We start from the raw sequence: 26822 nt of genomic DNA on the forward strand, positions 1-26822 counted from the left end.
GTGGCGCCGGGCCCTGTGCATGGGGGCCAGGGCCAAGTGACCCCATGCACAGGGCCGTTCGGCCCTACTTCGGCCGGTGTCGGGAAACGGCCCGAAACCGGCCTTCCGTCCCTGATACACAGTGGGGTGCCGCCCGACGTGACGCGGCACTCTTCCCTCACCACACCCCTGCCCGGGAGGCTTCATGCTGTCCCCAGAGTCCGCCGCCGTGGTCCGTGCCACCCTTCCCGCCGTGGCCGGAGCGCTGGACGAGATCACCACGCGCTTCTACGGCACCATGTTCCGCGACCGACCGGAACTGCTGGACGGACTGTTCAACCGCGGCAACCAGGCCAGCGGCGACCAGCGGCGCGCGCTGGCCGGTTCGATCGCCGCGTTCGCCACCGCCCTGCTCGACAACCCGGGTACCCGGCCGGACGCCCTGCTGGACCGGATCGCGCACAAGCACGCCGCAGTCGGTGTCACGGACGACCAGTACACGATCGTCCACAAGTACCTGTTCGGCGCGATAGCGGAGGTGCTCGGCGACGCCGTCACCGCCGAGGTGGCCGCCGCCTGGGACGAGGTGTACTGGCTGATGGCCGGGGCGCTGATCGGCCGCGAGGCCCGCCTCTACCAGGACGCGGGCGTGGCCCCGGGCCAGGTCTGGCGGAAGTGGACGGTCGTCGAACGCCGCACCGAGACCCCGGACGTGGTGTCCTTCGTACTCAGCCCCTCCGACGGCGAACCGGCGCCGCGCGCCCGCGCGGGCCAGTACGTGAGCGTGCGGGTGCGGATGCCCGACGGGGTGCACCAGCCGCGCCAGTACAGCCTGTCCTCCGACCCCGGCGGCGATCTGCGCCGGATCACCGTCAAGCGGGTCACCGGGGCGGACGGCACCCCCGACGGCGAGGTGTCCACGCTCCTGCACAGCCAGGTCAACGAGGGCGACGAGCTGACCCTCTCCGCACCGTTCGGCGACGTGTTCCTCGACGACCCGGCCGACACCACGACCCCGCTCGTCCTGGTCTCCGCGGGCATCGGCGGCACGCCCATGACCAGCATCCTGGCCCACCTCCACGCCATCGGCTCGACCCGCCCGGTGCTCGTCCTGCACGCCGACCGCTCCCCCGCCGAGCACGCCCTGCGCGGCGACACCCGCGCACTGGTCGGACGGCTGACCGGCGCCCGCACCGTGTTCTGGTACGAGCGCCCCGGCCCGGAGGAGCCCAACGCGCGCGAGGGCCTGATGAACCTCGACGGCGTCGAACTCCCCCAGGACGCCACGGTGTTCCTGTGCGGGCCGCTCCCGTTCATGCGCGACGTCCGGGCCCAGCTGCTGCGCGCCGGTGTCCCCGCGCAGCGCATCCGCTACGAGGTCTTCGGCCCCGACCTCTGGCTGCCCGACGCGGCGTCCTGAGCCCCGTCCGGCCGCGCTGCGGGCAGCCGGACCGTCACGGCCAGGCCGCCCGCATCGCGGGCGGCGAGGTCGAGGGTGCCGTCGTGCGCGCGGACGACGCTGCGCACGATGGCCAGGCCCAGTCCGGCCCCGGCGTGCTCGTCACCGCGGACGCGGTCCGTACCGCGCCGGAAGGGCTCGGTGAGGGTCGGCACGAGTTCCTGCGGCACCGGGTGACCGGTGTTCTCGACCCGCAGCACACTGGTGTCGCCGTCCGTCTCGCTGCGGACGGTGACGGTGCCGTCGGCGGGAAGGTTGTGGACGAGGGCGTTCTGGACGAGGTTCGTCACCATGTGCAGCAGCAGCTCCGGGGAGCCGCTGGTCCACGCCTCCCCGCCACGGACGTCGAGCGTGATGCCCTGCTTCTCGGCGAGCGGGAGCAGGGTCTCGGCGGCTTCCTCCGCGAGGAGGGAGAGATCGACGCTGTCGCGGGTGAAGCCCGCGCGGTCGCTGCGGCTGAGCAGGAGCAGGGCCTCGACGAGGCCGATGGCCCGCGTGTTGACCGCGTGCAGGCGTTCCAGGACCTCCCCCCGGTCCCGGGTGGGGTCCTCGCGGGCGACGTCGAGGAGCGTACGGGAGACGGCGAGCGGGGTGCGCAGCTCGTGCGAGGCGTTGGCGGCGAACCGGCGCTCTTCCTCGACGTGGGACTCCAGTTGGTCGAGCATCGCGTCGAACGTGTCGGAGAGCTCCCGGAATTCGTAGCACCCGTGCCACCGCCCGGCCACACACTGCGGCGCGGCCATCAGCAGCGGCCGCCGGACCACGATCAATGCGAGCAGGCCGACCACGGCCAGACCGCACACGACGATCCGGCGCGCCCGGCGAGATGACGCTGACACTGACGCCTCGCGATTCATGCCCTCATTGGAGCCGGGGGCGGATCACGACGGCGTATGCGAATTCCGATACGCGGACGATACGTGCAGCACCCGAGCAGAAAACTGGACCGGCAACACCGCTCCGCGGGCGGATACTCTCGCTTGGCGAATGGCTGGCGGGAGATCCGGAGGCGTCCCGCGTCGTCGTAACTCACGTTCCGGACAAGGCCGTAGAAGCCGGTCCACGGCCCGTTCCACATCCGCGTCGGACATCTGGGGCGGAGGGGGTGAGGGGCTCGGTGCGGCGGTTGCCAGCAGGGCCACTGTCACCCCTGCCGCGGTCATCCGTCCGACGGCGGCGCTCACCCCTCCGTTGAAAGTCCCCGGCCCCGGTCTGTCGTGGGCAGCCCAAGGCTGTCCACGGCATTGCCCAGCAGTGTCACCAGTTCGTCGACGACGGGCGGGTGCGCTCCGGGGCGGCCCACGGCCAGGATTTCCCGGTGCAGCGGGGCGACTCCGTCCGGCAGGGTCACCCTCTCGGCCTCGCTGTCGCCTGCCCCGCCGAGCAGCGTGGCGGGGATCAGACCGACAGCGAGCCCGGCCCGGATCATGGCGAGCATGCTGTGCAGGTCGTCGGTCTCCAGCGTCACCTGCGGCGCGACCCCGAGCGCGCCCGCCCAGCGGCGCAGCAGGCGCCGGTCGGGGTTGTTCGCGTGGCCGGAGACCCATTCGCGCTCCAGGCAGTCGGCCAGCTTCAGCGGGCGTCCCCGTTCCGGGTCGGCACCGGCGACGAGGAGCAGCGGCTCGCGGCCCAGGACCCTGATGGTGAGGCCCTCGGAGGGGGCGGGCGGGTCCTCGGGCAGGTAGCGGTAGGCGATCAGCAGATCGATGTCCCCCGACCGCACCCGCGGCACGCCTTCGTCGGTCTCGACGACCACGAGACGGATACCCGGTCCCGCTCCTCGTGTCCTGAGCGCGGACAGCACCGGGGGCAGCAAGTACGTCATCGCGCTCGGGTAGACCCCGACCCGCACTTCGGCGATCTCGCGGCCCGCGATGGCGTGGGCCACGTCCTGGAAGCGGGCGGTGGCGTCGAACAGCGTCTCGGTCGCGCGGGCGAGGGAGCGGCCGGCCGCGGTGAGGATGAGCCTGCTGCCCGGGCGGCGGGCGATGAGTTCAATGCCCAGGTCACGTTCGAGGGCGGCGATGTGCTGGGAGACCGCGGAGGGCACATAGCCGAGTTCCACCGCCGCCTCGGCCATCGAGCCCCGGCGCACCACGGCCAGGAAGGTGGCCAGGAGCTTGAGGTCCGGCTGCGGCTTCATCCCGCCCCCTTCATGTTCGTCCCTCCCCGTTCATGATCATCCCGCCCCCTTCATGACTCGTGAACTCTCCCTTCGTAATCCATCGCTTTACGTGCAGCAAGCGCGCCGCCACAGTAGAGGCACCTCGACGAGTCTCGACCGAAAGCAGGGACCATGCCCCTCGACCTCCCCGCCCTGCGCGCCCACTTCCCCTCCCTCGCCACCGGGCTCGCCTTCTTCGACGGGCCGGGCGGCACACAGACCCCGCGGCCCGTCGCCGACGCCATCGCCGCCACCCTGACCGGCCCGCTGTCCAACCGCGGCACCGTCAGCCCGTCCGAGCTCAACGCCGAACGCGCCGTGGCGGACTTCCGCGCCGCCTACGCCGACCTGCTGAACGTGCCGGTGAACGGCGTCGTCCACGGCCGCAGCGCCACCCAGCTGACGTACGACTTCTCCCGCCACCTGGCCAAGCAGTGGCGCCCCGGCGACGAGATCGTGCTCAGCCGCCTCGACCACGACGCCAACGTCCGGCCCTGGATCCAGGCGGCCGAGCGCGCCGACGTGACTGTCCGCTGGATCGAGATCGACCCGGAGACGACGGAACTCGACCTCGACTCCTACGAGCGCGCCCTCACCTCCCGGACCCGCCTGGTCGCGGTCACGGCGGCCTCCAATGTGCTGGGCACGAAGCCGCCCCTGCGCCGCATCGCCGACCGGGCCCATGAGATCGGCGCCCTGGTGTACGTGGACGGCGTGCACTACGCCGCGCACCACCTCGTCGACGTGCCCGCACTCGGCGCGGACCTGTTCGTCTGCTCGCCGTACAAGTTCCTCGGCCCGCACTGCGGGGTGCTCGCGGCGGCGCCCGAGTTCCTGGAGACCGTGCGGCCGGACAAGCTGCTGCCCTCCTCCGACGCCGTGCCGGAGCGGTTCGAGTTCGGGACGCTGCCGTACGAGATCCTGGCGGGCGCCACCGCCGCCGTCGACTTCCTGGCCGCTCTGGACCCGGGCGCGGGCGCCTCGCGCAGGGAGCGCCTGATCAGCTCCCTGGCCTCCGTGCACGCGCACGAAGGAGAGCTGCGGGCCCGTCTGCAGGAGGGGCTGGAGGCCCTGGGTGACGCGATCACCTTGCATTCCAAGGCTCCCGACCGCACGCCGACCCTGCTGATGTCCCTGGGCGGTCGTGACGCCCGCGCGGCCCAGGAGCACCTGGCGGCGCGGGGCGTGGTGGCACCGGCGGGTTCGTTCTACGCGTACGAGCCGTTCACCGCGCTCAAGCTCGACGACCCGGCGCTGCGCGCGGGCCTGGCCCCGTACAACTCCGCCGACGACGTCGACCGCTTCCTCGACGGGCTCGCCTCGTTCCTCTGACGCGGCCGCTTGACCTTGACACGATGACAAGCCCTTCACTGGCGGCCATGTCATCACCGAACATCACACGGCTGCGCAGCGGCGACGCCTCCGTACGGCTCGGCGCGGCCCTGGCCGTCGGCACCGCCCCGGACCCGGACTACGTCGGCCCGCTGATCGAGCGGTGCGCGGTGGAGCCCGAGTTCTTCGTACGGGACATGCTCACGTGGGCGCTCACCAGGCACCCGCCCGGCATCACGGTCCCGAGGCTCGTCGAGGAACTCGGCTCCGAGCGCCCCCAGGCCCGCAGCCAGGCGCTGCACACCCTGTCCAAGGTGGGCGACGCACGGGCCTGGCCGGCGATCACGCGGGCGCATCTGACCGACCCCTGCGACGAGGTGGCGCGGAGCGCCTGGCGTGCTGCCGTCATACTCGTGCCCGAGGCGGACAAGCCCGCCTTGGCCGACGTGCTGGCGTCCCAGCTCGGTCGCGGCGGGCGGGACACGCAGCTCAGTCTCAGCCGGGCGCTGGTCGCCCTCGGGGAGGCCGCCGCGCCCGCCCTGCGCACGGCGCGGAGCCACCGCGACCCCGGTGTACGGCAGCACGCGATCGCGACGGAGAGGCTGAGGCGCGACCCGGACGCCGCCTTCGGGTACGCGTTGGAGGAGGCCAAGCGCGTGGTGGCCCTGGGTCCCGGACGGCAGGAGGAGTGAGCGGCGGTGCTGATCGGCGAGGTGGCACGGCGGTCCGGGGTCAGCGCCCGCATGCTCCGGCACTACGAGGCACTGGGCCTGCTGCGGCCCACCGGACGCACGACGGGCGGCTACCGCGAGTACGCGGACGCGGACATCCGCCGGATCTTCCACATCGAGAGCCTGCGGTCGCTCGGTCTGTCGCTGCGCGATGTCGGGCGGGCCCTGGACGATCCCGGGTTCAGGCCCTCGGAGCTGGTCGCCGATCTCATCGGACGGACACGGGAGCGCATCGCACGTGAGACCGAGCTGCTGGGCCGCCTTCAGCGGATCGACGCGGCCGAGCCCGACGGCTGGGAGGACGTCTTCCGGGCCGTTTCCCTCCTGCACGGCCTGACCTCGGAGAACGCCCAGCGCCGTCAGCGGGCGGCGCTGTCCTCGGTGGAGGAGACCCCGGTACCGGTGGAGGCCCTGGTCGACGCCGTGCTGAAGGAGGCGGAGACGAATGTCGCCGGTGCCCTGCGCTGGGCGCTGGCGCAGTCCGGGGACCGGGCGGCGGAGCTGCTGGCGCGGGGTCTGGACTCGCCGGATCCCGAGGTACGCGCGCGGGCCGTCCGGGCCGTCGCCGAGGTGCCGGGCGCCGCCGCGACCGCCGTACTCCATGACGCCCTCACCGGCTCCGACCCCGCGGTGCGGCGGCACGCGGCGCTGGTGCTGGGGGCGCGTGGGTCGGCCGAGGCGGTCCCCACGCTCATCGACATGATCGTCGACGAGGTGAACGACGTGGACGCCGCCGACGCGCTCGGCACGCTGGCCGGGGATCCCGCGCTGTCCGAGACGATCGCCGCCGGTCTCGTCGAGCGTCTGGGCAGCGGCGACGCCGCCAGGCGGCGGCTGGCTCAGGCCCTCGCCGACATTCCCGGCGCCACGGCGTCCCGGGCCCTGGCCGAGCTGGCGCGGGACGAGGACCGGGGCGTGGCGCTCACCGCCGCGTACGTCCTGACGTTGCGCGACCCGCGCTGACCGTCACTTCGCCTTCAGGTCGGCGTAGACGACGTAGTGGTCCGAGTAGGCGGACTGCCGGACGTGGTGGGTGAGCGGGGCGTAGCCGCGCAGGAAGATGTAGTCGAACTTGCTCTGCCACTCGGTGGTCGGTTCGCAGTCGAGCTCGGGCGCGGGGTGGCACTGCGGGTCGGCGTCCTCGGCCAGCGCCCACATCGGCGACAGCTCGGGGGCGTCCGGTACCGCGTTGAAGTCACCGAGGACGATGGTCCGCTTGTGCCGGGCGACCACCTTGGCGAGGGCGTCCGCCTGGTCCGCGCGGATCTCCTCCTGGCGCCGCTCGGCGAGGTGGGTGTTGAAGACCCGGACGGCCCTGCCGTCGACCCGGGTGGTGACGGCCATGTAGCCGCGGTCCTCGGAGCCGCCGTCGGCGTACTCCACCTTCTCAAAGTCCGTCATCGGCGCCGCCGCCAGCAGGGCCTGGCCGTACGCTCCCGGGTTCCAGGGCGCTCCGCCGCAGCGGCTCCACTTGCGCAGGACGGTGCCGTACTCGACGTGGTACTTCAGCCCGTGCAGGTTCTCCAGGTACTCCCGGATCCTCGCGACGTCGTTCTGGCAGGCCTCCTGCACGGCGATGACCTGGGGCGCGTACCTGGCGATCTCGGCGGCGCGGTCGACGTTGCTCTCGTCGCAGGGGTTGCACAGGTTCCACGTCATGACGCGGTTGGGCACGGCGTCACGCGCGGCTGCCCGGGACTGGTCGGAGGCCCCTCCGGGCGCGCTGGGGCCGACGAGTACCGCGCAGCCGGCGATCACGGCGACCACGAGCAACCACGCGCCCCTTGCGAACAACATCGCCTCCCGGTCGTGCGTACGGACTGCTCCGACGTCTTCAACCCCAAGATTAGGAGACCAAGTTGTCGGTTTGCTGTCCGTGACCGGGTGCCGGGGCGCGAAGAGCCCCGGCCGGGCCCACGACGGCGTGGGTCCGGCCGGGGCGTTTTCGCTGTCAGAGGGTGGCGCCCGGGTCCTCCGGGCGGATGCGTCCGCGCCAGCCGCCCGTGCTGCCGCCGCCTTCCACGTAGTCCTTGAAGCGATGCAGGTCGCCCTTGATCCGGCGGTCGATCATGCCGAGGGCGTCGGCGCCCTTCTCGGCCATGCCCGTCGGTTCGACGTCCATCGTGAGCTCGACTCGGGTGTGCGTGTCGTCCAGTCGTTCGAACCGGACCGAGCCGCGCTGCCGGGTGTCGCCGTCGACGGTCCGCCAGGTGATCCGGTCGTCCGCGAGCTGGTCGACGATCTCGGTGTCGAACTCGCGCCGTACGCCGCCGATGCTGGTGGTCCAGTGGTTGTGCCGGGCGTCGAGCTGCGTGACCTCGTCCACGCCCTCCATGAACCGCGGGAAGTCCTCGAACTGCGTCCACTGGTCGTAGGCCCGGCGCAGCGGAACCTCCACGTCGACCGTTTCCTTGACCGTGCTCATCGAACCCTCCTGGTCCGCTCGTCGTGCGGGTCGGCCCCGCGGGTACGGGACGCCGGGTACCCGGGAATCCGCCGCTGAAAGTTCACCCGTGACGTGGACCGCTTGTCCGGGCGGCACGGGGGAACCCGGCCGCCATGAATGCCGAGACCGATCTGCAGGGTTCGTACTGGCTCGATACCGCGCCGCCCGGCGCGCCCGCGCCCCCGCCCACCGGTGACCTCACGGTCGACGTCGCCGTGATCGGCGGCGGCGTCGCGGGCCTGAGCACGGCCTGGGAACTGGCGCGCCAGGGCCGCGAGGTCGCCGTGCTGGAGGCCGGGCGGCTGGCCGCCGGGGTCACCGGGCACACGACGGCCAAGCTCACCGCCCTGCACACCCTGATCTACGACCGGCTGCGCCGCACCCGGGGGCCCGAGGGCGCCCGGCTGTACGCGCGCTCCCAGGACTCCGCGATCCGGCACGCCGCCGACGTCGTGGCCGAGCTGGGCATCGAGTGCGAGTGGGAGGAGGCGGCGGCGTACACGTACGCCGAGGATCCCGGGCGTGTCGCGGAGCTGCGGGCCGAGGCCGACGCGGCGCGCGAGGCGGGCCTGCCGGCGGAGTTCGTCACGGAGACCGGGCTGCCCTTCCCGGTCGCCGGGGCGGTCCGGGTGAGCGGACAGGCACAGTTCCATCCCCGCAAGTACCTGCTGGCCCTGGCCGACGACCTGGTCCGGCGCGGCGCCTCGGTGCACGAGGGCACCCGGGTGGTCGACCTCACCGAGGGCGAGCCCTGCGTGCTGCGGACGGAGGCGGGCGGGTCGGTGCGGGCGCGGGAGGTCGTGATCGCCACGCACTACCCCGTCTTCGACCGGGCGCTGCTCTTCGCGCGGCTCTCCCCGCGCCGGGAGCTGGTGGTGGCCGGTGCCGTGGACGCGGAAGCGGCCCCCCGGGACATGTACATCACCCCCGACCGGAACACCCGCTCGATCCGCTCGGCGCCCCTCGCCGACGGCCGGCGGCTGCTGATCGTCACCGGGGAGCACTTCACCCCCGGCACCGCCGACACCGAGGAGCGCTTCGCGCGGCTCGCGCACTGGGCCGAGTCCCGGTTCCCCGGAGTCACACTCACGCACCGCTGGGCCACCCAGGACAACGACTCCACCGACTCCGTCCCGCTGGTCGGGCCGTTCCGTCCCGGCGGCCGGCACACCTATGTGGCGACCGGCTTCGGCGGCTGGGGGCTGAGCGGCGGCATCATGGCGGGCCGCCTGATCAGCGACCTGCTGGCGGGGCGCGAGGTCGAGTGGAGCGGCCTCTACGATCCCCGCCGGGTGGGCACCGTCGTGCGCGAGGCCGGGGCGTTCCTGAAGCATCAGGCGCAGGTGACGCGGCACTTCGTCGGTGACCGGATCTCTCCGCTGACCGGGCCCGGCATCGAGGACATCGCCCCGGGCGAGGGCGCCGTGGTGCGGGTGGGCGCGAGCCACTGCGCGGTCCACCGCGACGCGGACGGACAGCTCCACTCGGTGTCCGCCCGCTGCACCCACCTGGGCTGTCTCGTCGCCTTCAACAAGGCGGAACAGGCGTGGGAATGCCCCTGCCACGGCTCCCGGTTCGGTGTGGACGGCCGGGTCCTGCAGGGCCCCGCCGTACGGCCGCTGCCCAAACGGGAGCCATGAACCCCGTTTCCCGGCCATGATCGCGGGAACTCGGGCCCCATCCCATCGAGAGCCGTGAAGAGACCGGCTCCCCATGACTCCAGAGAGAAGTTGAAGCGCCGTGACCGCGCGCCCCTTGGACCAGAAGACCCTGACCATACGTGAGACCGGATGGACGAAGGCCCGCCAGCAGCGCGGGAAGGCGATCCGCACCTGCGTCCCCGCCGTGTCGCCCCCGGCCTCCCGGACGTCCACCTCGGCCGGCTCCGAGGACAACATCGTCCGGGGCGAGGACTGAACCGGTGACGACGGAGGACTCGGCGCGGCCGCCGGCCACCGGCCCGCAGTGCGCGGACGACTCGCCGGCCACCGGCCCGCGGCGCCCCGCTGAGAAAGGCAGCCCATGACCACCCACACCCACGTCATCTCCCCACCCCTGCGCTACTGGGTGCCCCGGGGCGTGTACCGTCCGCAGACCGACACCCGGCTCCTCGGCCGGGCGCTGCGCCGCGAACGTGTGACCTCCGGGACGGAGGTGCTGGACCTGGGCACCGGGAGCGGTGTCCTCGCCGTGGAGGCGGCCCGTCTGGGCGGACGGGTCACCGCGGTGGACATCTCCTGGCGGGCCCTGCTCACCGCCTGGTCCAACGCCCTCCTCAACGGCCTGACCCTGCGCGTGCGCCACGGCGACCTGGCAGCGGCCGTGCCGGGCCGCCGCTTCGACCTGGTCATCTCCAACCCGCCCTACGTGCCCGCCCCCGGCCCCGTCCCGCCCAAGGGCCCGGCGAGAGCCTGGGACGCCGGTGACAACGGCCGCCGGTTCATCGACCGTATCTGCGACACCGCGCCCACCCTGCTGCGCCCCGACGGCACGCTGCTGATGGTCCACTCGCACCTGTGCGGAATCGACACCACCCTCACCCGGCTGGAACGGGCCGGGCTGCGCGCAAGGGTCGTCGACCGGACCTCGCTGCCGTACGGGCCGGTGCTGCGCTCGCGGCTCGGCTGGCTGCGCGAACAGCACCTCGCCGACGCCGACACGACGGAAGAACTGGTGGTGATCCGTGGTGAACTCGCCTGAACGCCCGCGCCGTGCCCGGGTCCAGCGCGACGGGCCGCTGCTGGTCGAGGGTCCCGTCGAAGTCGTGGGCGAGGACGGCGAGGTGACGGTCTCCGACCGGTTCATGGTCGCCCTGTGCACCTGCCGCCGCAGCCGTACCTTCCCCTGGTGCGACACCAGCCACCGCCGCCGCGAACGGCACTCCGGCGAAGGCGGACCGGCATGAACCACCCCGCCTCCGCACCACCGTTGCCACGACCGCGCGGACCGCTGTCCACGGCCGTGTTGGCGCTGCTCCAGGGCTCGGCCCCGGGGGACGCACCGGCACCGGCGGACTGCGCCCCGTACGACGAGGACCTCCAACTCGCCCTCTACATGCTGTACGAGCTGCACTACCGGGGCTTCGAGGGCGTGCCCGAGGAACTGGAGTGGGACGCCCGGCTGCTGGGCCTGCGCGATGCGATCGAGCAGCGGTTCCTGGACACCCTGCGCGAGGACGTCCCCGTCGACGGCACCGCCGACGCATGGAAGGCGCTGGACGAACTCCAGGTCGAGCCGGTGGACGGTTCCGGAAGCGTCTCGCACTATCTGCGCGACGAAGCCCGCCTGGACCAGCTGCGCGAGTACGCGGCACTGCGCTCGCTGTACCACCTCAAGGAGGCGGACCCGCACGCCTGGGTCATCCCCCGGCTGCGCGGGCGGGCCAAGGCGGCGATGGTCGCCGTGGAGTTCGACGAGTTCGGAGCGGGCCGCGCCGAGGACATCCACGCCCAGCTGTACGCCGACCTCATGGCGGACCTCGGCCTCGACACCGGCTACGGCCACTACCTCGACTCCGCGCCCGCCGAAGTGCTGGCCACCGTCAACCTGATGTCCCTCTTCGGCCTGCGCCGCGCCCTGCGCGCGGCCCTCGTGGGCCACTTCGCCTTCGTGGAGGTCACCTCCTCCCCCGCCTCGCGCCGGATCGCCGGTGCCCTGGAACGGGCCGGGGCGGGACCCGCCGCGGTGCGCTTCTACACCGAGCACGTGGAGGCGGACGCGGTGCACGAACAGGTCGTACGCCATGACGTCGTCGGCGGACTCCTGGAGAGCGAACCGCACTTGGAGCAGGACGTGGTCTTCGGTATCCGCGCGACCGGTCACCTGGAGGACCGCCTCGGGGCGAGGCTGCTCGGTGCCTGGCGCGCGGGGGAATCGGCGGCGCTCGGCGCGCTGTGAGGACGCCCGCGGCACAGGCACCGGCGCATCAGGCCGCCTTTGTCACGTGGCTATCTAGACCACCGTGACAGATCGATTAAGGGTGGTCCTTCCCATCGGACCGGCACACCGTCACCGGGGAGGACTTCCATGAGACGCAGGCGCTTCGTGGCAGGCGCGATCGGCACCCTGTCGGCACTGGCCCTGGCACCGGACCCGGCCCGCGCGGGCAGCACCGACGCGAGCACGCCGCCGATGCCTGTGCCTGTACCTGTACCGAAGGGCTGGCACCCCGTACCGGCTCCCGGCAGTACCCCTCCGGCGCAGTTACGCCGTATCGCAGCCGCCGGGCCCGCGCTGGCGTGGGCCGTCGGCGAGGAGCAGTTCGGCGGGGCCGGGGGCGGGCGGGCACTGGCCATGACGTGGGACGGGAGCGCCTGGTCCAGGGTCGACCTGATGGTCCTGGAACTGACGCGGCTGAGCGATGTGGCCGGTGTCGACGCCGGGTTCGCGTGGAGCGTGGGCCAGCGGGCCGGGGGCGCGAGCGCCCTGCTGCGCTGGGACGGGACGACGTGGCGTGAGGCCGCCTTCCCGGGGCAGGGAGAGCCCGATCTGCGCCTGTACGCCGTCGCGGTGAGCCCCGCCCGGCGGGTGTGGGTCGCCGGGCTGCGCGGCGGAGCCCTGCGGCTGCTGCACGGCGACGGGAACAGGTGGCGATGGCTGGACCCGTTGCCGGTGACAAGCGCGGCACTCCACCGGGTGGTGTGGCGGGCACCCGATGACGTCTGGGTGTGCGGCGACCGGTCGAACGGCGGTGGCTGGAACGGCCTGGTGGCCCGCTGGAACGGCTCGTGGTCGGTGCTGCCGCCGATCACGGGACTGCGCCTGGGCATCGGCGACGTGCACGCGGACACCCCGGACGACGTGTGGGCGGTGGGCACGGAGGCGGGTGTGGGCGGGCCGCCGGGCCGCCCCGGCAATCCCGCCCTGGCCCACTGGGACGGCGTGGCCTGGACGCGCCCGGACGTCGGATTCACCGTCGGCGCCCTCAGCGCCGTGGCCGCCGACGCGCGGGGCCGCGCGGCGTGGATCAGCGGCTGGAACTACCAGGACCAGACCCGCAGCACGTATCTGCGCCGGGACGGCACCGGCTGGACGGTGGTCCGCGGTCCGCAGGGCCCGGCTCCGGCCCCGTATCTCCACGACATCACCCGCATCCCGGGCACCGGCGACTACTGGTCGGCGGGGATGACCCGCCCGGTCGCGGCGCCGCCGACGGAGACGTACACGGAGCGGTTCGGGGCCTGAGCGAGTGACAACGCGCCTCGGCGTACCCACAACGATTGGTTGTGGGTACGTAAGGTGCTCCCGTGGACACCGAAGCACTCCGATCTTTCGTCCGGGCCGCCGAGCTGGGGCGGTTCCAGCGCACGGCCGAGGAACTGGGCGTGACCCAGCAGGCGGTGTCCAAGCGGATCGCCGGGCTGGAGCGGGAGCTGGGGGTGCGGCTGTTCGCCCGTACCGCGCGCGGGGTGGAGCTGACGCTCGACGGGCAGGCGTTCCTGCCCCATGCGCGGAGCGTCGTCGCCGCCGTGGAGCGGGCCGTCGCGGCGGTGCGGCCGGGGTCGAGGGCGCTGCGGATCGATGTACTGGGGCTGCGCAGCGCGCAGGCCGTGGTGCTGCACGAGTACTGGCGCTCGCACCCCGGCACCGACCTCGATGTGGTCACGCTCCGGGTCACCGATCCGGGCGTGGCCGTCGCCGCCGTCGCGGCAGGCGAGGTCGACGCGTCGTTCCGTTCCGTCACCGACCCGGGCGCACTGCCGCCCGACGTCCGCATGATCCACGCCTTCGACTCGCCCCTGGAACTGCTCGTCGGCCCGAGACACCCCCTCGCCTCCGCCCGCCGTCTGACCCCGGCGCAGCTGCGCGGGCACCGGATCTGGGTGCCGGGCATCGCACCGGGCAGCGAATGGGCGGTGTTCTACGATGAGTTGGCCACCGAGTTCGACCTGCGCGTCGACGCGGCGGGCCCGCACTTCGGGGACGAGGTACTGCTGGACACGCTCGCGGAGTCCGCGGACGTGGCGACGTTCGTGGGCGCACGCGACCGGTACATCTGGCCGACGCACTACGACCTGCGCCGTGTCCCGATCACGGATCCGGTCCTGGCCTACCCGCTCTCCCTCCTCCTCCCCGCGACGAACCCGCACCCGGGACTGCGGGCGCTCCTCACCCACCTCGACACCCTGCCCGAGCCCCCCGAGCCGGTGTGGCGCCCGTCCTGGGCGCCGCCCGTACGTCCGAAGGAGTCGCGGCATGCCCGGCGACCGACTGATGCGCATCCACAGTGACGAGTTCAAGGCCATGGCGGCCAGAGTCGTGGAGGTCACCGCGCTGACCTCCCGGCTGAACGTCCTCCCCTTCGACAACGAGGCCGCCAAAGCGGAACTGTTCAAGCGGATCCTCGGCCGACCACTGCCACCGCGCGTCACGATCTACCCGCCCTTCTACACCGACCACGGCCTGCGACTCGACCTCGCCGAGCGTGTGTTCATCAACCAGAACTGCACGTTCCTCGACTACGCCGGCATTCGGCTCGGCGAACGGGTCATGGTCGGCCCGAAGGTCACCTTCATCACCAGCGGCCACCCCGTCGACCCCGAGGAGCGCCGGCACTACCTCACCGGCGCGCCCATCGACGTGGCGGAGAACGTGTGGATCGGCGCCGGTGCCACGATCCTGCCCGGCGTCAGCATCGGGCGGGACTCGGTGATCGCGGCCGGCGCGGTGGTCGCCGACGATGTCCCGGCGGCGAGCCTGGTGACCGGCGCGAAGGCGACCGTGCAACGCCAGTGGGGCCAGGGCGAGTTCGGTACTGTGTCGACCGTGCGTTGATTTCCAGGGCGGCGGCGCCACGGCCGCCGCGGACGGAGCGACCGCTCTCCCGCCGACCGGACGGGAGGGCAGGTCGTTGTGTGCGGTCCGTTCAACTCCCCTGGAGATCAAGCATGTTCCCCGACCTGACCTACGCGACCCTGATCGAGCGCGCGACCAAGGACCCGGCCGTCGCCGGACTGGTCCTCAAGGGCTCCCGGGCCCACGACGGCACGGCCACCGAACACTCGGACCACGACGTGTACGGCGTCGTCTTCGAGGACGCCGACACTCCGCTCCGCGATCTCCACGGCCACCGTGACGCAGACCTCGACATCGTCGTGACCACGGTCGAGGAATTCCGTCGCACCGACGGCTTCGAGCGCTACGGACTGTCCAGGGCCCGGGTGGTACTTGACCTCGACGGCGAAATCGCCGGGATCGTCGCCGCGCTGGGCCGCCGCGACGCCGACGAGGCGAGCGCGGCGGCCGCCCAGTGGCTCGACGCGTACGCCAACTCCCTCTACCGCTCGGTGAAGAACGCCCGCGACGGCTTCCCCCTGGCCGCCCGTCTGGACGCGACCGACAGCATGGGCTTCCTGCTGGAACTCCTCTTCGCCCTGGACCGACGGCCTCGCCCCTACAACAAGTACCTGGCATGGGAACTGGACCGGTTCCCCCTTCCTGGCTGGGAGGCGGCCCCGCTCCTGCAAGCCATCACCCGAATCACCGCCACCGGCGACCCGGCCCTCCAACGCGCCCTCTTCACCCGGGTCGAGCCCCACGCACGCGAGGCAAACCTCGGCCCCACACTCGACGCCTGGGGCGAGGATCTTCTCCTGATGCGCCCTGCGACTATCGTGACGGGCATGGCCGTACCCGAGCAGGATTCCGTCAGCGCGACCAGCGAGGCCTATGACGCCGTCGCCGAGCTCTACGCGCAGAAGTTCCGCGACTCGCTTCAGGACAGCCCCCTGGAACGCGCCTGCTTGAGTGCCTTCGCCGACTTCGTGGGCGAGGGTGGTCGAGTCGCGGACCTGGGCTGCGGGCCGGGCCATGTCACGGCGTATCTCGCCGAGTCGGGACTGGCGGCGTTCGGTGTCGACGCCTCGCCCGCCATGGTCGACCTCGCCCGACGGGCCTACCCCGGGCTGCGCTTCGACGTGGGCCCGATGTCCGCGCTGGACATCGAGGACGGCGCCCTGGACGGCGTACTGTCACGCTGGTCCATCATCCACACCCCGCCACCCGAACTCCCGGCGATTCTCAGGGAGTTCAGCAGGATCCTGAAACCGGGCGGCCAGCTCCTGCTCGGGTTCTCCGCGACGGACGGACCGACGCCCGCCTCGCAGGTCTACGATCACGCCGTCGCCCCGGCCTACCGGTGGTGGCCGGATCACCTGGCCGGGATGCTGAGGGAGCACGGATTCACCGAGGTGGCCCGGACGGTGCGTGCGCCCCAGCCGACCGACAGGCGGCAGCACCGGGAGATCCACCTCTTCGCCCGCAAGGGCTGACCCACGGCGTCAGGCGGACAAGGTGAGGATGAGTTCGTCCACTTCCTCGCCCCGCCCTTCGGCGAAGTCCCGGTCGCTGCCCGTCACGACGAAGCCGCACTTCTTCAGTACCTGGAGGGAGCCGAGGTTGTCCGCCACCGCGCGGGCGTACAGGGGTCTCGTCGGTTCGAGGGCGAGCAGTCCCCGCAGCGCGGCGGTGGCGGCACCCCGGCCCCAGTAGTCGCGCCCGATCCAGTACGTGACCTCGCGCTCCTCGGGCGGGCCGTAGACGGAGGCATGCCCGACGATCTCGCCGTCGGCGCCCACGACGGTGCGGATGATGACCTCCGGGTTGCCGAGGACGCGCGCCCAGTGCGCCTGGAAACGGTCGTGGTCCGAGGGGTCCTTGGCGGTGAACGCCGCCATCCGGATCGCCTCGGGTTCGTTGGACTGGGCGAAGAAAACGGGCAGGTCGGTGTCCTGCACCTCGCGCAGCACTACGTCCATAACAGCCTCCTCGTGGCGGACATCCCTGAGAGGCTACGCGGCGAAGCCGATGTTGGTGACGTATTCGTACTGTCCCCACTCCGACCCCAGGTCCACGGTCGCGTCACTGACCCACGCCTCGTCCAGCGCCGCCTCGTCCTCGGCGGCCCAGGCCTCGACGATCCGGTCCCAGTGACGCACGTTGAGCGTGCGGTAGGTGACCACGCGCTGGCGCGGACCGTCGACCTGGGACTGGTTCAGGGGGTGGAACTCCACGCGGGTGCCGCGTCCCTGACGGTTGAGGCGGGCCAGCAGGTAGCGGGCGACGTTGTGACGGCGGACCGCGCGGTAGGCGGCCTCGACGTTCTGGAGGTTCTTCCGCAACGGATTGCGCCGCCCCTCCAGCCACGCCTTCAGCGTGCGGTCGGTGACGGTGAGTCCGGCCTGGCGGGCCGCCTGACGGGCGTGCGGGGTCCGGGTGAGGTAGTGCAGGCGGGCGAGCAGACCGCGCCGCGTGGTGATCGGGGTGGCGATGAAACCGGCGAGCGCGTCGAGCCGGCGGGCGGCGGCCTCGTACCCCTTGATGCCGCTGGCACCGTACTTGCCGAACTCGATGTTCCTCTCCGGCACTTCCCTCTCCTCGCTCCGTGTCCCTCGCCCGGCCGGTTCAGTCGCCGGTCTGCGTACCCACGGTGTACACGTCCTTGACCTTCACCTGTGTCACGCCGCGCCCTTCGTCGAAGACCGCACGCCAGTCGCCGATGACATGCAGTTCGTCGGTGCCCATGGCGCGCACGACCATCAGCCCCTGATCGTAGGCGCGGTGCGCCTTCCACCACAGGTTGGCGAACGCCTGCGAACGGATGAGATGCATCCAGTCCGACCGGTACAACTCTCGGTTGTAGTTCGACTCGCCCAGCGTGGAGACGAACTTCGAGTACATCGCCTTCACGTACTCCAGCGTCACGTCGTCGCCCTCCTCGATCGCCCGTTCGCGGGCGTCCTTGAGGGCGACACGGAACTTCTCCAGCAGTCCCTCGGTGGACCCGGACGTCCAGGACTCGTGGATCTCCGGCGGGTCGCACAGCCCGTACGCCGGGCTCGCGCACCGCAGCAGCAGGCGCAGGGTCGGTTCGGTCACCCACAGCGGCCCCGGTTCGTCCCGGCTGCCGATGGGGTTGGGGAGGTAGGCGTCGTGTTCCCACTCGGGCGGGGTGATGAGGTGGACGCCGGCCCGGCGCCGGTCGTGGTGGTTGCCGGTGGAGTGCTCCAACTGGCCCAGCGGGAGGTGGGTCTTGAGCGCGGACAGGTAGGCGCCGTTGAGGTCGAGCGCGGTCACCTCGTGCTCCCCCGGCGGCAGTTCGGGACGGGCCCACTTGGGGCGTGCCTCCCAGATCTGGTCGGCGCCGCGCGCGGTCTGCTTGCGCAGGATGTCGGGCAGCCAGGGGTGGGCGATCACGTCGTAGCGACCGCCCTTGCGGCTGTGGTCCAGCAGCGCCATCGCATCCGGGATCGCCCGCTTCACCAGCGCCTTCGTCGCCGCCTCCACATCACCGGAGTGCTCGTCGAGCGCGGCGGCCACGGCGGAGGCGATGAGGTCGGGGTTGTCGGCGGTCCTGAGGCGGCGGCCGACGGGGACGACCCGTACGGAGTCGCGCCCCTCGGGGTTCGGCTTCTTCGCGGGCTCCGGGGCCGCTGCCGTGCCGCATACGGAGTCGCGCCGGTCAGGGTTCGGCTTCTTCGCGGGCTCCGGGGCCCCTGCCGTGCCGCATTCGGCCGGGTCCAGGTGCTGTGGGAACCCCTCCACCTGGTGCCGCGCCGGCTGCCCGCACAGGACGCACGGCTCCGGGGTCGCGAGGGTCTCGTCGTCCGGCTCGGGTTCGGAGGCGGACTCCTGCCGGGGCTCGGCCGCGGCCAGCTTGTCCCGGGCGCCGGTCAGGAAGTACGCGTACTTCTCGCGCACCTCACCGCTGGGCTCGCGCCCCGACTCCCATCCCGCGACCGTGGAGGGGCTGACGTCGAGGGCCTGGGCGAGCTGTGGGCGGGAGACGTTCAGCCCTTCACGCAGGGCGCGGCGCTCCTCGGGCGACGGAAGGGGCACGTCCTTCCTGGCCTCGGCGAGGAGGGCGTCGATCGCGTCGAAGTCGGTCATCGGGCTCCCCCCTCCTGCACGACGGCCGAGCGGCTCGTCGTACGGCGGCGACCGGGCGGGAGGGCCTCGGACGCGCGCGTCGGTCCCGCCACGAGGTCCAGGACGTCGATGCCGTAGTGGGCGGCGACCGCGTCGCAGTCCGCGAGACTCCACACCGCGGTGCCGGACTGACGTCGGCTCACCTGGGCCTGGCTCACGCCGAGCGCGGCGGCGAGTTCCGTCTGTGTCTCCCCGGTCGCGTGCAGCAGCGCGGCCACCGCGGACCGTACCCGATCATCCAGACTCATACTCACAGCAGCGACTTTACCCCGTACACCTCATGCCTCATGCGCATAGCGCATGACGACACGTCGGCATGTCCGGGCGTCCCCGGCCGACTCACCGACGCGCCCGTACACGCGCCGATGAACTTTCGGGGCCACGCTGGTCTGTACATCGGACACCCACGGAGGGAAGGCCGGCCCATGCGGAAACTGATCTACGGCATGAATCTGGCTCTGGACGGCTACATCGCCGCGCCCGGCGACGACATCAACTTCAGCGGGCCGCCGAGCCCGGAGCTGTTCGAGTTCTGGCTCGGCTACGAGAAGGCGAGTGACCTGACGCTGTACGGGCGCAAGCTGTGGGAGACGATGAGCTCCTACTGGCCGACCGGGGAACAGCAGCCCGGCACCGGCCCCGCGGAGGCCGAGTTCGCGCGGAACTGGCGGGACATGCCGAAGGTGGTGTTCTCCTCGACGCTCGACGAGGTCGGCTGGAACGCCCGCCTCGTCAGGGGCGACGCGGTCGCCGAGATCACCCGGCTCAAGGCCGGGGACGGCGGCCCGATGACCATCGGCGGCGCGACACTCGCGGGGGCCGCCATGCGCGCCGGGCTGATCGACGAGTACGTGGTCGCCACGTATCCGGTTCTGGTGGGCGGCGGCACTCCGTTCTTCAGCCGGCTCGACAGCTGGGTGAATCTGAATCTGCTGGAGACACGGACATTTCCCGGTGGCGTGGTCGTGAGTACGTACGAGACGAAGCGTTGAAGGAAGCGCTCGGCTGAGAAGATTTCCATGTCACACGCACGTCGCGGCGTGCGTGTGCTACTGTTCTCGTATTGCAGTTGTGGTACCCATGAACCTATGTGCGCCTGACGGGAATACTCCTTCGGGCGCATTATTTGTTTTACCGGCATCTCCGGATGGGGCCTCTGCCGACCAGAAGGAGAACGTCATGGCACAGGGCACCGTGAAGTGGTTCAACGCCGAAAAGGGTTTCGGCTTCATCGAGCAGGACGGCGGCGGCCCCGACGTCTTCGCCCACTACTCCAACATCGCGACCCAGGGCTTCCGTGAGCTCCAGGAAGGCCAGCGGGTCACCTTCGACGTCACGCAGGGCCAGAAGGGCCCGCAGGCGGAGAACATCGTTCCCGCCTGATCGCTCTGACGCGTATCCGCTCGACCGGGGTCCGCACCGCTGTGGTGCGGACCTCGGTCTGTGCTGTTTCCAGGAAGAAGCAGGAAGGCAGAGAACCGCATGTCCCGTAGGTCCCCGAGGTCGAACCGGCGCGCCTCGTCCCCGGCAGCCCCCGCACGGTCCTCACGGTCCGCGCCGTCCTCGTCGTCCTCGTCACCGAGGGAATTCCGGCTGCCGGAGAGCACGACTCCCGCTCTTCCCGCCGTCGAGGACTTCGCGGCACTGGACATGCCCGAGGGGCTGCTGAAAACCCTCGCCGCGCAGGGTGTCACCACCCCTTTCCCCATTCAGGCCGCCACCCTGCCGAACTCGCTCGCCGGACGTGACCTGCTCGGTCGCGGACGGACCGGCTCCGGCAAGACGCTGGCGTTCGGGCTCGCGCTGCTGGCCCGTACGGCCGGACTGCGCGCCGAGCCGAAGGCGCCGCTGGCCCTGGTCCTGGTGCCCACGCGTGAACTCGCCCAGCAGGTGACGGACGCGCTGGCCCCGTACGCGACGGCGGTGAACCTGCGGATCGCGACCGTGGTGGGCGGGCTGTCGATCACCAAGCAGGCGGGGACGCTGCGGCGCGGCGCCGAGGTCCTCGTGGCGACTCCGGGCCGTCTCAACGACCTCGTGGAGCGCGGGGACTGCGTGCTCGGGGACGTCCGCATCACGGTGCTCGACGAGGCCGACCAGATGACGGACATGGGGTTCCTGCCGCAGATCACCAAGCTGATCCAGCGGGTACGGCCCGACGGGCAGCGCATGCTCTTCTCGGCGACGCTGGACCGCAACATCGACCGGTTGGTGCAGCGGTTCCTCACCGACCCGGTGGTGCACTCCGTCGACCCGTCCGCGGGCGCGGTGACGACGATGGAGCACCACGTCCTGCACGTCATGGACGAGACCGACAAGAAGGCCGTCACCACGCGTATCGCCGCGCGGGACGGCCGGGTCATCCTCTTCCTCGACACCAAGAGGTCCGCCGACCGGCTCGCCAAGCGGCTCCTGGCCGTGGGGGTGCGCGCGGCGGCCCTGCACGGCGGCCGTTCCCAGCCGCAGCGCAACCGCACGCTGGAGCAGTTCAAGAACGGCCAGGTCACCGCGCTCGTCGCGACGAACGTCGCGGCCCGGGGCATCCATGTCGACGACCTCGACCTCGTGGTGAACGTCGATCCCCCGACCGACCACAAGGACTACCTCCACCGCGGCGGCCGCACGGCCCGCGCCGGCGGCTCGGGCAGCGTGGTCACCCTGGTCCTGCCCGACCAGAAGCGCGACGTCACCCAGCTCATGACCCACGCGGGCATCCGCCCCCGCACCGCCCGCATCACCTCCAGCGACACCGCACTGGCCACCATCACAGGCGCCCGCGAGCCGTCCGGCGTACCGGTCACGATCGAGGTCCCGGAGCCGGCGAAGCCGGCGGCTACGGCGGGCCGGAAGTCCGGCAACCGCTCGTCGCGCCGACGGAGCGGGGCCCGTGGCGCGGCAACGACGGCGACGACCCGGGGCGCGGACAACCGGGCCTCGGGCGGCAAGACCCCGGCGGCCGGTGCCGCCAAGCGCGGCTCGGCACGCCGGACCTCGGCGGCACCGGCCGCGAAGGGCCGAACGGCGGGCGGCAAGGGCACCAGTGCCGGGCGCGGTGCGCGCCGCAACCCCGCGACGTAGGACCACAGCGACGACGGCTCGGACCGGGCGTGCGGGCGGGGGCCCGCTGCCCGGCCCTCCGAGCCCCGACTCTCCCTCCTCGGTTTCAACTCCTGGCGGTTCTGGTGGGGTTGAGCACGGGCATCCGTTCAACAACTGCGCCCCAACTCGTTGACATTCGGACATCCCGGCGCAACGCTGAGAGCGCTCTCACAAAGCAGGTACGGACCAACCCCACTCCCACCCCCACGGAGGTCCGAACATGCTCCGAAGGTTCAAGCATCCCCTCACAGCCATGGCCGCGGCGGGCGCCCTGCTGGGCACGCTGCTGTCGTGGGCGGCGCCGGGCGAGGCCGATGCCGCGGTGCCGGCCACGATTCCGGTGCAGATCAAGAACAGCAGCGGGCGGGGCGAGCCCGTGTACATCTACAACCTCGGCACCTCGCTGACGACCGGCCAGCAGGGCTGGGCCGACGCGAACGGCACCTTCCACCCCTGGCCCGCCGGAGGCGTCCCGCCCACGCCCGCGCCGGACGCGTCCATCGCCGGACCCGCACCCGGGCAGACGAAGACGATCCGGATGCCGAAGTTCTCCGGCCGGATCTACTTCTCCTACGGCCGCAAGCTGGACTTCCGCCTCACGACCGGCGGCCTGGTCCAGCCCGCCGTACAGAATCCGAGCGACCCGAACCGCAACATCCTGTTCAACTGGTCCGAGTACACGCTCAACGACGGCGGCCTGTGGCTCAACAGCACCCAGGTCGACATGTTCTCCGTGCCGTACTCGGTCGGCGTCCAGCGCGGCGACGGCAGCACGGTCAACACCGGGCGCCTCAAGGCCGGCGGGTACAACGCCGTCTACGCCGCACTGCGCGCGCAGCCCGGCGGCTGGGGCAACCTGATCCAGACCGCGCCCGACGGCACCGTGCTCAGGGCCCTCTCCCCCGGCCACGGCCTGGAAACCGGCGGGCTCCCGGCCTCCGTGCTCAGCGACTACGTCAACCGGGTCTGGCAGAAGTACTCCACCACCACGCTCACGGTCACGCCCTTCGCCGACCAGCCCAACACGAAGTACTACGGCCGTGTCTCGGGCAACGTCATGCACTTCACCAACAGCTCCGGCGCCGTCGTCACCAGCTTCCAGAAGCCGGACGCGGACAGCATCTTCCGCTGCCACAAGCTGCTCGACGCCCCCAACGACGCGGTGCGCGGCCCCATTTCCCGCACCCTGTGCGCGGGCTTCAACCGCTCCACGCTCCTGACGAACCCCAACCAGCCCGACCCGTCATCGGCCAACTTCTACAAGGACTCCGTCACCAACCACTACTCACGGATCATCCACTCCCAGACCGCCGACGGAAAGGCCTACGGCTTCGCCTTCGACGACGTCGGCCACCACGAGTCCCTCGTCCACGACGGCAACCCCCGCCAGGCGTACCTGACACTCGACCCACTGAGCTGACCCGAGCGCCCGCACGCGGCCTTGCCCCGCGTGCGGGCATCACTTCGCTCAACGTAGTTTGTCCCCATGGCTGACGACTGGCGCAACGATCGCATCGGCGCTGCCCTGCGGGGTGAGAATCCGACGGTACTGCGGCGCCTTCAGGCGGGGTTCGCGGTGATCGGCGACGTTCAGTTCCTGCCGGGATACTCCGTCCTCCTCGTGGACGAGCCCGCCGTGGAGCGGCTGTCCGACTTGCCGAGAGCCAAACGGCTGGCGTTCCTCGCCGACATGGACCGCCTGGGCGAGGCGGTCGAGCGGGCGTGCCGGCACCTGGACCCCGCGTTCCGCCGGATCAATCTGGAGATCCTCGGCAACAGGGACCCGTTCCTGCACGCCCACATCTGGCCGCGGTACGACTGGGAGCCGCCGGAACTGGTCGGCTTGCCCGTGTGGCTGTATCCACGGGAGCGGTGGCACGACGAGCGGTACGGGCTCGGGCCGCAGCATGACGGCGTACGGGGTGCGATCGGCAGGGAGTTGGACCTGACCGCGGTCGGTGACCATCCGCCGGAGGGGAAGTGACGGCGGCCATCGACAGCGATGCCGGTCGGCAGACACAATGCACCGATGGTTGATCATGCTCGCCCCGCCCCGCGCCCGGATTTCCGCACCAAGCCCACGCTGACCGGCGAGCACGTCCTGCTCCGGCCCGTCACCGCGGACGACGTGCTCGCGCTGATGCCGATGTTCCTGGACCCCGAGGTGTCACGGCTGACCGGCAGTCATGACGACGGCGGGCTCGACGAGGGACGGCTGCGGGCCTGGTACGGCAGCCGTGAGGAGCAGGACGACCGGCTGGACCTGGCCGTGGTCGAGCGTGCGACGGGGAACGTGGTCGGTGAGGTCGTCCTCAACGGCTGGGACCCGGCCAACGAGAGCTGCGGCTTCCGTATCGCCCTGGTGCCCGGCACGTACGGCGGCGGTCTGGGGACGGAGGCGACCCGGCTCGTCGTCGGGTACGGCTTCGAGAAGCTGGGGCTGCATCGCATCGCCCTGGAGGTCTACGCGTTCAATCCGCGAGCCCGCCGGGCCTACGAGAAGGCGGGCTTCGTCGCCGAGGGCGTACTGCGTGACGCGCTGCTCTGGCGGGGCGAGCGGGTGGACGCCACGGTGATGTCGATCCTCGCGCCGGAGTGGTTCCGGCACGGGGGTCGCCCCGACGAGGCGTAGGAGCGTCGGGACCCCGATCGGCCCAGTACCGCTCGACGCGCACCGCCGTCCCGCCTTGACTGACCTCGACGGCTCGGTGTTCGAGCGGGAGGCGGCATGGCGTGGACGGCGCGGCTGAAGCACCTGCATGCCCGTGCCGAGGCGCGCTTCCCCGTGCTCAGCGATCTGACCGGGCGCCTGCTGTCGGCGAATCTGCTGGACTCCGCGACGCGGATCGCGGCGCAGGCATTCCTGGCCGCGGTACCGCTGCTGTTCGCCGTCGCCGCGTTCGCCCCGCAGAGCGTCCGAGACCAGATGCGGGACTCGCTGCGTGCCGTGTTCGGGCTGTCCGGTCAGTCGGACCGGGAGCTGAACAAGGTTCTCCAGCACCCTCCCGGTGACGAGAGCCTGCAACAGACCACCGGGTTCATCGGGCTCCTCGTGGTGCTGATCGGCGCCACCAGCTTCAGCCGGGCCATGGCCCGGGTCTGCGAGCGGGCGTGGCGGCTGCCGCATGCGGGGACGAGGATCGCCGCCTGGCGGTGGGTGGTGTGGCTCATCGTCATGGTGCTCGTCGTGCTGCTTCAGGGGCCCATCCGCAACGGCTTCGGCGCCGGGCTGTGGCTCGGCGTCGTCCTGTACTTCCTCGTCAGCACCGGGCTGTGGCTCTGGACGCAGCATCTGCTGCTGGCCGGTCGCGTGCCCTGGCTGTCCCTGCTGCCGGGCGCCCTGCTCGCCGCGGGCGCCACCAGCGCGCTCGCGCTGACGGCCCGCATCTACATCCCCAACGCCCTCAACCGCGCCCTCGCCGAGTACGGCTCCCTCGGTCTGATCCTCACCCTGCTGTCCTGGCTCATCGTCGTGTCCGCCGCCGTCGTCGCCGCGGTGATCATCGGGGCGGTGCTGGTCGAGGACCGGAACCGGCGCAGCGACCGGAGCGAGCGGAACGGAAACCCGAGCGAGGGCGACGCACCCTAGCCGCCGGGGAGGCATGCCCCTCACCAGACCCCGGGCTCGCTCCCCACCAGCGCCTTGGACGGCTTGCCGTCCACGCCCACGGGCACGTCCCCCGCCAGCATCACCCGGTGCATGATCCGCGGATGGTCCAGGTGCGCGGTGTCGCTCGGGGCCAGGTGGATCGTGGCGCGGTTGTCCCAGAAGGCCACGCTGCCGGGCTCCCAGCGGAAACGGACCGTGTACTCGGGACGTACGGCCTGGTCGACGAGGAGGTCCAGGAGGGCCTGGCTCTCGGCGCGGGAGAGGCCGGTGATGTGGTCCACGTAGTAGCCGTTGACGTACAGGATGCGCTCGCCGGTCTCGGGGTGGACCCGTACCAGGGGGTGGTGGGTGGCGATCTGGTGGTCGAGGAGGTGGCGGACGTAGGCGTCGTCGCCGGGGCGGGGCTGGTAGCCGACGCCCAGGCGGTGCTCGGCCCGGAGCGTGGACACGAACTCCCGCAGGGGAGCGGACAGGCCCGCGTACGCGGCGGCCAGGTTGGACCAGGTGGTGTCGCCTCCGTACGGCGGGACCGTGTCGGCGCGCAGGATGGTCGCGGCGGGCGGGTCTATGCGGGCGCCGTGGTCGCAGTGCCAGCCACGCAGCAGGGTGTGCCTGCGGCGGTGCAGCCACTCCTCGTGGTCCATGCCGAACCTGCCGCCGAGTTCCAGCCGGTCCGCGGTGGTCTCCACCTCCGGGAAGCCGAGCGGGGAGGCCTTGCCGCGGCGCGGCAGGACGACGGGGGTGCCGAAGCGCCGGGCGAACGCGATGTGCCCGGCGTGGTCGAGGTGCTGCTCGCGGAAGAAGACGACCTTCCAGCGCAGCACCGCCGCCCTGATCGCGGCGATCACCGCGTCGTCGAGGTCGGCGGCCAGGTCCACGCCCGTGATCTCCGCGCCGATGTGCCCGGCGGCGGGTTTCACCTCGATCCCCGCGATCGGCTCCGCTGCCTGCGCCGTGGCCCGGTCGGTCGTCATCCGCACTCCGTCCCTCCTCGGCGGCGGCCCCGGTGGCCGCCGGTCCCCCAAGATCGTGACAGGAATGGACGGGCCTGGCGAGAGCGCCTGTCTCGGCTAGGT

The 26822-nt window shown here is 71.9% G+C and carries 29 protein-coding genes and 1 pseudogene; 21 read left to right on the forward strand and 9 right to left on the reverse strand.

Features of this window, described 5'->3' with window-relative positions:
* The first annotated feature begins 184 nt into the window (after positions 1-184).
* Positions 185-1399: a globin domain-containing protein gene (locus tag GA0115233_RS20140; protein WP_093721648.1), complete on the forward strand. Its 1215-nt coding sequence runs from the start codon at positions 185-187 to the stop codon at positions 1397-1399.
* On the opposite strand, the gene GA0115233_RS20145 is transcribed toward GA0115233_RS20140, so the two are convergent.
* Both GA0115233_RS20145 and GA0115233_RS20150 read right to left on the reverse strand, forming a co-directional pair.
* The gene (locus tag GA0115233_RS20145) at positions 1351-2277 is read right to left on the reverse strand and encodes a sensor histidine kinase (RefSeq protein WP_304363116.1); all 927 of its coding nucleotides are present in this window, start codon (positions 2275-2277) and stop codon (positions 1351-1353) included. The two genes, GA0115233_RS20140 and GA0115233_RS20145, sit on opposite strands and share 49 nt — an antisense overlap.
* 341 nt (positions 2278-2618) lie before the next feature.
* A complete protein-coding gene (locus GA0115233_RS20150) occupies positions 2619-3581 on the reverse strand; it encodes a LysR family transcriptional regulator (protein WP_093721649.1) in 963 nt (320 codons plus the stop codon).
* A gap of 153 nt (positions 3582-3734) precedes the next feature.
* Here GA0115233_RS20150 and GA0115233_RS20155 point away from each other — a divergent pair, with 153 nt between their 5' ends.
* From GA0115233_RS20155 to GA0115233_RS20165, 3 genes are read left to right on the forward strand one after another with little or no spacing between them, the layout of a single operon-like run.
* On the forward strand, positions 3735-4934 hold the full coding sequence (locus tag GA0115233_RS20155; RefSeq protein WP_093721650.1) for a cysteine desulfurase-like protein: 1200 nt from the start codon (positions 3735-3737) through the stop codon (positions 4932-4934).
* 47 nt (positions 4935-4981) lie between these two features.
* The gene (locus GA0115233_RS20160) at positions 4982-5626 is read left to right on the forward strand and encodes a HEAT repeat domain-containing protein (protein WP_255310272.1); all 645 of its coding nucleotides are present in this window, start codon (positions 4982-4984) and stop codon (positions 5624-5626) included.
* Between the two features lie 6 nt (positions 5627-5632).
* Positions 5633-6628: a HEAT repeat domain-containing protein gene (locus GA0115233_RS20165; RefSeq protein WP_093721652.1), complete on the forward strand. Its 996-nt coding sequence runs from the start codon at positions 5633-5635 to the stop codon at positions 6626-6628.
* Between the two features lie 3 nt (positions 6629-6631).
* Here GA0115233_RS20165 and GA0115233_RS20170 read toward each other — a convergent pair whose 3' ends face one another.
* Both GA0115233_RS20170 and GA0115233_RS20175 read right to left on the reverse strand, forming a co-directional pair.
* Positions 6632-7462 (reverse strand): endonuclease/exonuclease/phosphatase family protein, encoded by an 831-nt coding sequence (locus GA0115233_RS20170; protein WP_093721653.1) that lies wholly within the window; start codon positions 7460-7462, stop codon positions 6632-6634.
* Between the two features lie 154 nt (positions 7463-7616).
* Entirely contained in the window at positions 7617-8090 is a 474-nt protein-coding gene (locus tag GA0115233_RS20175) for an SRPBCC family protein (protein ID WP_093721654.1), read from the reverse strand.
* A gap of 134 nt (positions 8091-8224) precedes the next feature.
* On the opposite strand from GA0115233_RS20175, the gene GA0115233_RS20180 reads away from it, so the two are divergent.
* The 10 genes and pseudogenes from GA0115233_RS20180 to GA0115233_RS20220 all read left to right on the forward strand — a co-directional run bounded on the left by GA0115233_RS20180 (position 8225) and on the right by GA0115233_RS20220 (position 16381).
* Positions 8225-9751: an FAD-dependent oxidoreductase gene (locus GA0115233_RS20180; RefSeq protein WP_093721655.1), complete on the forward strand. Its 1527-nt coding sequence runs from the start codon at positions 8225-8227 to the stop codon at positions 9749-9751.
* 100 nt (positions 9752-9851) lie between these two features.
* On the forward strand, positions 9852-10028 hold the full coding sequence (locus GA0115233_RS41115; RefSeq protein ID WP_176711876.1) for a hypothetical protein: 177 nt from the start codon (positions 9852-9854) through the stop codon (positions 10026-10028).
* Positions 10029-10133: 105 nt separating this feature from the next.
* Positions 10134-10811, forward strand: coding sequence for a HemK2/MTQ2 family protein methyltransferase (locus GA0115233_RS20185; RefSeq protein ID WP_093721656.1), 678 nt, complete (start codon positions 10134-10136; stop codon positions 10809-10811).
* On the forward strand, positions 10795-11016 hold the full coding sequence (locus GA0115233_RS20190; RefSeq protein WP_176711877.1) for a CDGSH iron-sulfur domain-containing protein: 222 nt from the start codon (positions 10795-10797) through the stop codon (positions 11014-11016). Before GA0115233_RS20185 ends, GA0115233_RS20190 begins: the two co-directional genes overlap by 17 nt.
* Positions 11013-12008, forward strand: coding sequence for an iron-containing redox enzyme family protein (locus tag GA0115233_RS20195; RefSeq protein ID WP_093721658.1), 996 nt, complete (start codon positions 11013-11015; stop codon positions 12006-12008). Before GA0115233_RS20190 ends, GA0115233_RS20195 begins: the two co-directional genes overlap by 4 nt.
* A gap of 129 nt (positions 12009-12137) precedes the next feature.
* Positions 12138-13295 (forward strand): hypothetical protein, encoded by a 1158-nt coding sequence (locus GA0115233_RS20200; RefSeq protein ID WP_093721659.1) that lies wholly within the window; start codon positions 12138-12140, stop codon positions 13293-13295.
* A 62-nt stretch (positions 13296-13357) separates the two neighbouring features.
* Positions 13358-14341, forward strand: coding sequence for a LysR family transcriptional regulator (locus GA0115233_RS20205; RefSeq protein ID WP_093721660.1), 984 nt, complete (start codon positions 13358-13360; stop codon positions 14339-14341).
* Positions 14307-14885 carry a sugar O-acetyltransferase gene (locus GA0115233_RS20210; RefSeq protein WP_176711878.1) on the forward strand — a complete coding sequence of 193 codons (579 nt, stop codon included), beginning with the start codon at positions 14307-14309 and terminating at the stop codon, positions 14883-14885. Before GA0115233_RS20205 ends, GA0115233_RS20210 begins: the two co-directional genes overlap by 35 nt.
* A gap of 113 nt (positions 14886-14998) precedes the next feature.
* Positions 14999-15715 (forward strand): annotated as a pseudogene (locus GA0115233_RS20215) (hypothetical protein); the annotation flags it as partial.
* Between the two features lie 18 nt (positions 15716-15733).
* Complete coding sequence (locus tag GA0115233_RS20220; protein ID WP_093721680.1) at positions 15734-16381, forward strand: class I SAM-dependent methyltransferase; 648 nt, start codon at positions 15734-15736, stop codon at positions 16379-16381.
* A gap of 9 nt (positions 16382-16390) precedes the next feature.
* Here GA0115233_RS20220 and GA0115233_RS20225 read toward each other — a convergent pair whose 3' ends face one another.
* The 4 genes from GA0115233_RS20225 to GA0115233_RS20240 are packed head-to-tail and all read right to left on the reverse strand — an operon-like array spanning position 16391 to position 19285.
* The gene (locus tag GA0115233_RS20225; RefSeq protein WP_093721661.1) at positions 16391-16867 is read right to left on the reverse strand and encodes a GNAT family N-acetyltransferase; all 477 of its coding nucleotides are present in this window, start codon (positions 16865-16867) and stop codon (positions 16391-16393) included.
* Between the two features lie 33 nt (positions 16868-16900).
* The gene (locus tag GA0115233_RS20230; protein WP_093721662.1) at positions 16901-17476 is read right to left on the reverse strand and encodes a transcriptional regulator; all 576 of its coding nucleotides are present in this window, start codon (positions 17474-17476) and stop codon (positions 16901-16903) included.
* 37 nt (positions 17477-17513) lie between these two features.
* Positions 17514-18998, reverse strand: coding sequence for a helix-turn-helix domain-containing protein (locus GA0115233_RS20235; RefSeq protein WP_093721663.1), 1485 nt, complete (start codon positions 18996-18998; stop codon positions 17514-17516).
* Complete coding sequence (locus GA0115233_RS20240; RefSeq protein WP_093721664.1) at positions 18995-19285, reverse strand: helix-turn-helix domain-containing protein; 291 nt, start codon at positions 19283-19285, stop codon at positions 18995-18997. Before GA0115233_RS20240 ends, GA0115233_RS20235 begins: the two co-directional genes overlap by 4 nt.
* Positions 19286-19462: 177 nt before the next feature.
* On the opposite strand from GA0115233_RS20240, the gene GA0115233_RS20245 reads away from it, so the two are divergent.
* The 7 genes from GA0115233_RS20245 to GA0115233_RS20275 all read left to right on the forward strand — a co-directional run bounded on the left by GA0115233_RS20245 (position 19463) and on the right by GA0115233_RS20275 (position 25725).
* Entirely contained in the window at positions 19463-20029 is a 567-nt protein-coding gene (locus GA0115233_RS20245; protein ID WP_093721665.1) for a dihydrofolate reductase family protein, read from the forward strand.
* Between the two features lie 187 nt (positions 20030-20216).
* Positions 20217-20420, forward strand: coding sequence for a cold-shock protein (locus GA0115233_RS20250; RefSeq protein WP_031486274.1), 204 nt, complete (start codon positions 20217-20219; stop codon positions 20418-20420).
* A 99-nt stretch (positions 20421-20519) separates the two neighbouring features.
* The gene (locus GA0115233_RS20255; protein WP_093721666.1) at positions 20520-22115 is read left to right on the forward strand and encodes a DEAD/DEAH box helicase; all 1596 of its coding nucleotides are present in this window, start codon (positions 20520-20522) and stop codon (positions 22113-22115) included.
* Positions 22116-22356: 241 nt separating this feature from the next.
* Positions 22357-23556, forward strand: coding sequence for a glycoside hydrolase family 64 protein (locus GA0115233_RS20260; protein ID WP_093721667.1), 1200 nt, complete (start codon positions 22357-22359; stop codon positions 23554-23556).
* A 66-nt stretch (positions 23557-23622) separates the two neighbouring features.
* Positions 23623-24120, forward strand: coding sequence for an HIT family protein (locus GA0115233_RS20265; RefSeq protein ID WP_093721668.1), 498 nt, complete (start codon positions 23623-23625; stop codon positions 24118-24120).
* 45 nt (positions 24121-24165) lie between these two features.
* Positions 24166-24768, forward strand: a complete 603-nt coding sequence (locus GA0115233_RS20270; RefSeq protein WP_093721669.1) for a GNAT family N-acetyltransferase — start codon at positions 24166-24168, stop codon at positions 24766-24768.
* A gap of 96 nt (positions 24769-24864) precedes the next feature.
* Positions 24865-25725 (forward strand): YhjD/YihY/BrkB family envelope integrity protein, encoded by an 861-nt coding sequence (locus GA0115233_RS20275; protein WP_093721670.1) that lies wholly within the window; start codon positions 24865-24867, stop codon positions 25723-25725.
* A 20-nt stretch (positions 25726-25745) separates the two neighbouring features.
* Here GA0115233_RS20275 and GA0115233_RS20280 read toward each other — a convergent pair whose 3' ends face one another.
* Complete coding sequence (locus GA0115233_RS20280; protein WP_093721671.1) at positions 25746-26720, reverse strand: TauD/TfdA dioxygenase family protein; 975 nt, start codon at positions 26718-26720, stop codon at positions 25746-25748.
* Positions 26721-26822 lie beyond the last annotated feature (102 nt).

The organism is Streptomyces sp. DI166 (assembly GCF_900091315.1).
In the GTDB taxonomy this organism is placed as follows: Bacteria; Actinomycetota; Actinomycetes; order Streptomycetales; family Streptomycetaceae; genus Streptomyces; species Streptomyces fuscus.

Bases quoted from the DNA above. Each gene is read 5' to 3' on its own strand.
- GA0115233_RS20140 (WP_093721648.1), top strand. From the start codon at position 185: ATGCTGTCCCCAGAGTCCGCCGCCGTGGTCCGTGCCACCCTTCCCGCC.
- GA0115233_RS20150 (WP_093721649.1), bottom strand. From the start codon at position 3,581: ATGAAGCCGCAGCCGGACCTCAAGCTCCTGGCCACCTTCCTGGCCGTG.
- GA0115233_RS20155 (WP_093721650.1), top strand. From the start codon at position 3,735: ATGCCCCTCGACCTCCCCGCCCTGCGCGCCCACTTCCCCTCCCTCGCC.
- GA0115233_RS20160 (WP_255310272.1), top strand. From the start codon at position 4,982: ATGTCATCACCGAACATCACACGGCTGCGCAGCGGCGACGCCTCCGTA.
- GA0115233_RS20170 (WP_093721653.1), bottom strand. From the start codon at position 7,462: ATGTTGTTCGCAAGGGGCGCGTGGTTGCTCGTGGTCGCCGTGATCGCC.
- GA0115233_RS20175 (WP_093721654.1), bottom strand. From the start codon at position 8,090: ATGAGCACGGTCAAGGAAACGGTCGACGTGGAGGTTCCGCTGCGCCGG.
- GA0115233_RS20180 (WP_093721655.1), top strand. From the start codon at position 8,225: ATGAATGCCGAGACCGATCTGCAGGGTTCGTACTGGCTCGATACCGCG.
- GA0115233_RS20185 (WP_093721656.1), top strand. From the start codon at position 10,134: ATGACCACCCACACCCACGTCATCTCCCCACCCCTGCGCTACTGGGTG.
- GA0115233_RS20195 (WP_093721658.1), top strand. From the start codon at position 11,013: ATGAACCACCCCGCCTCCGCACCACCGTTGCCACGACCGCGCGGACCG.
- GA0115233_RS20200 (WP_093721659.1), top strand. From the start codon at position 12,138: ATGAGACGCAGGCGCTTCGTGGCAGGCGCGATCGGCACCCTGTCGGCA.
- GA0115233_RS20210 (WP_176711878.1), top strand. From the start codon at position 14,307: ATGCCCGGCGACCGACTGATGCGCATCCACAGTGACGAGTTCAAGGCC.
- GA0115233_RS20220 (WP_093721680.1), top strand. From the start codon at position 15,734: ATGGCCGTACCCGAGCAGGATTCCGTCAGCGCGACCAGCGAGGCCTAT.
- GA0115233_RS20225 (WP_093721661.1), bottom strand. From the start codon at position 16,867: ATGGACGTAGTGCTGCGCGAGGTGCAGGACACCGACCTGCCCGTTTTC.
- GA0115233_RS20235 (WP_093721663.1), bottom strand. From the start codon at position 18,998: ATGACCGACTTCGACGCGATCGACGCCCTCCTCGCCGAGGCCAGGAAG.
- GA0115233_RS20240 (WP_093721664.1), bottom strand. From the start codon at position 19,285: ATGAGTCTGGATGATCGGGTACGGTCCGCGGTGGCCGCGCTGCTGCAC.
- GA0115233_RS20245 (WP_093721665.1), top strand. From the start codon at position 19,463: ATGCGGAAACTGATCTACGGCATGAATCTGGCTCTGGACGGCTACATC.
- GA0115233_RS20250 (WP_031486274.1), top strand. From the start codon at position 20,217: ATGGCACAGGGCACCGTGAAGTGGTTCAACGCCGAAAAGGGTTTCGGC.
- GA0115233_RS20255 (WP_093721666.1), top strand. From the start codon at position 20,520: ATGTCCCGTAGGTCCCCGAGGTCGAACCGGCGCGCCTCGTCCCCGGCA.
- GA0115233_RS20260 (WP_093721667.1), top strand. From the start codon at position 22,357: ATGCTCCGAAGGTTCAAGCATCCCCTCACAGCCATGGCCGCGGCGGGC.
- GA0115233_RS20265 (WP_093721668.1), top strand. From the start codon at position 23,623: ATGGCTGACGACTGGCGCAACGATCGCATCGGCGCTGCCCTGCGGGGT.
- GA0115233_RS20270 (WP_093721669.1), top strand. From the start codon at position 24,166: ATGGTTGATCATGCTCGCCCCGCCCCGCGCCCGGATTTCCGCACCAAG.
- GA0115233_RS20275 (WP_093721670.1), top strand. From the start codon at position 24,865: ATGGCGTGGACGGCGCGGCTGAAGCACCTGCATGCCCGTGCCGAGGCG.
- GA0115233_RS20280 (WP_093721671.1), bottom strand. From the start codon at position 26,720: ATGACGACCGACCGGGCCACGGCGCAGGCAGCGGAGCCGATCGCGGGG.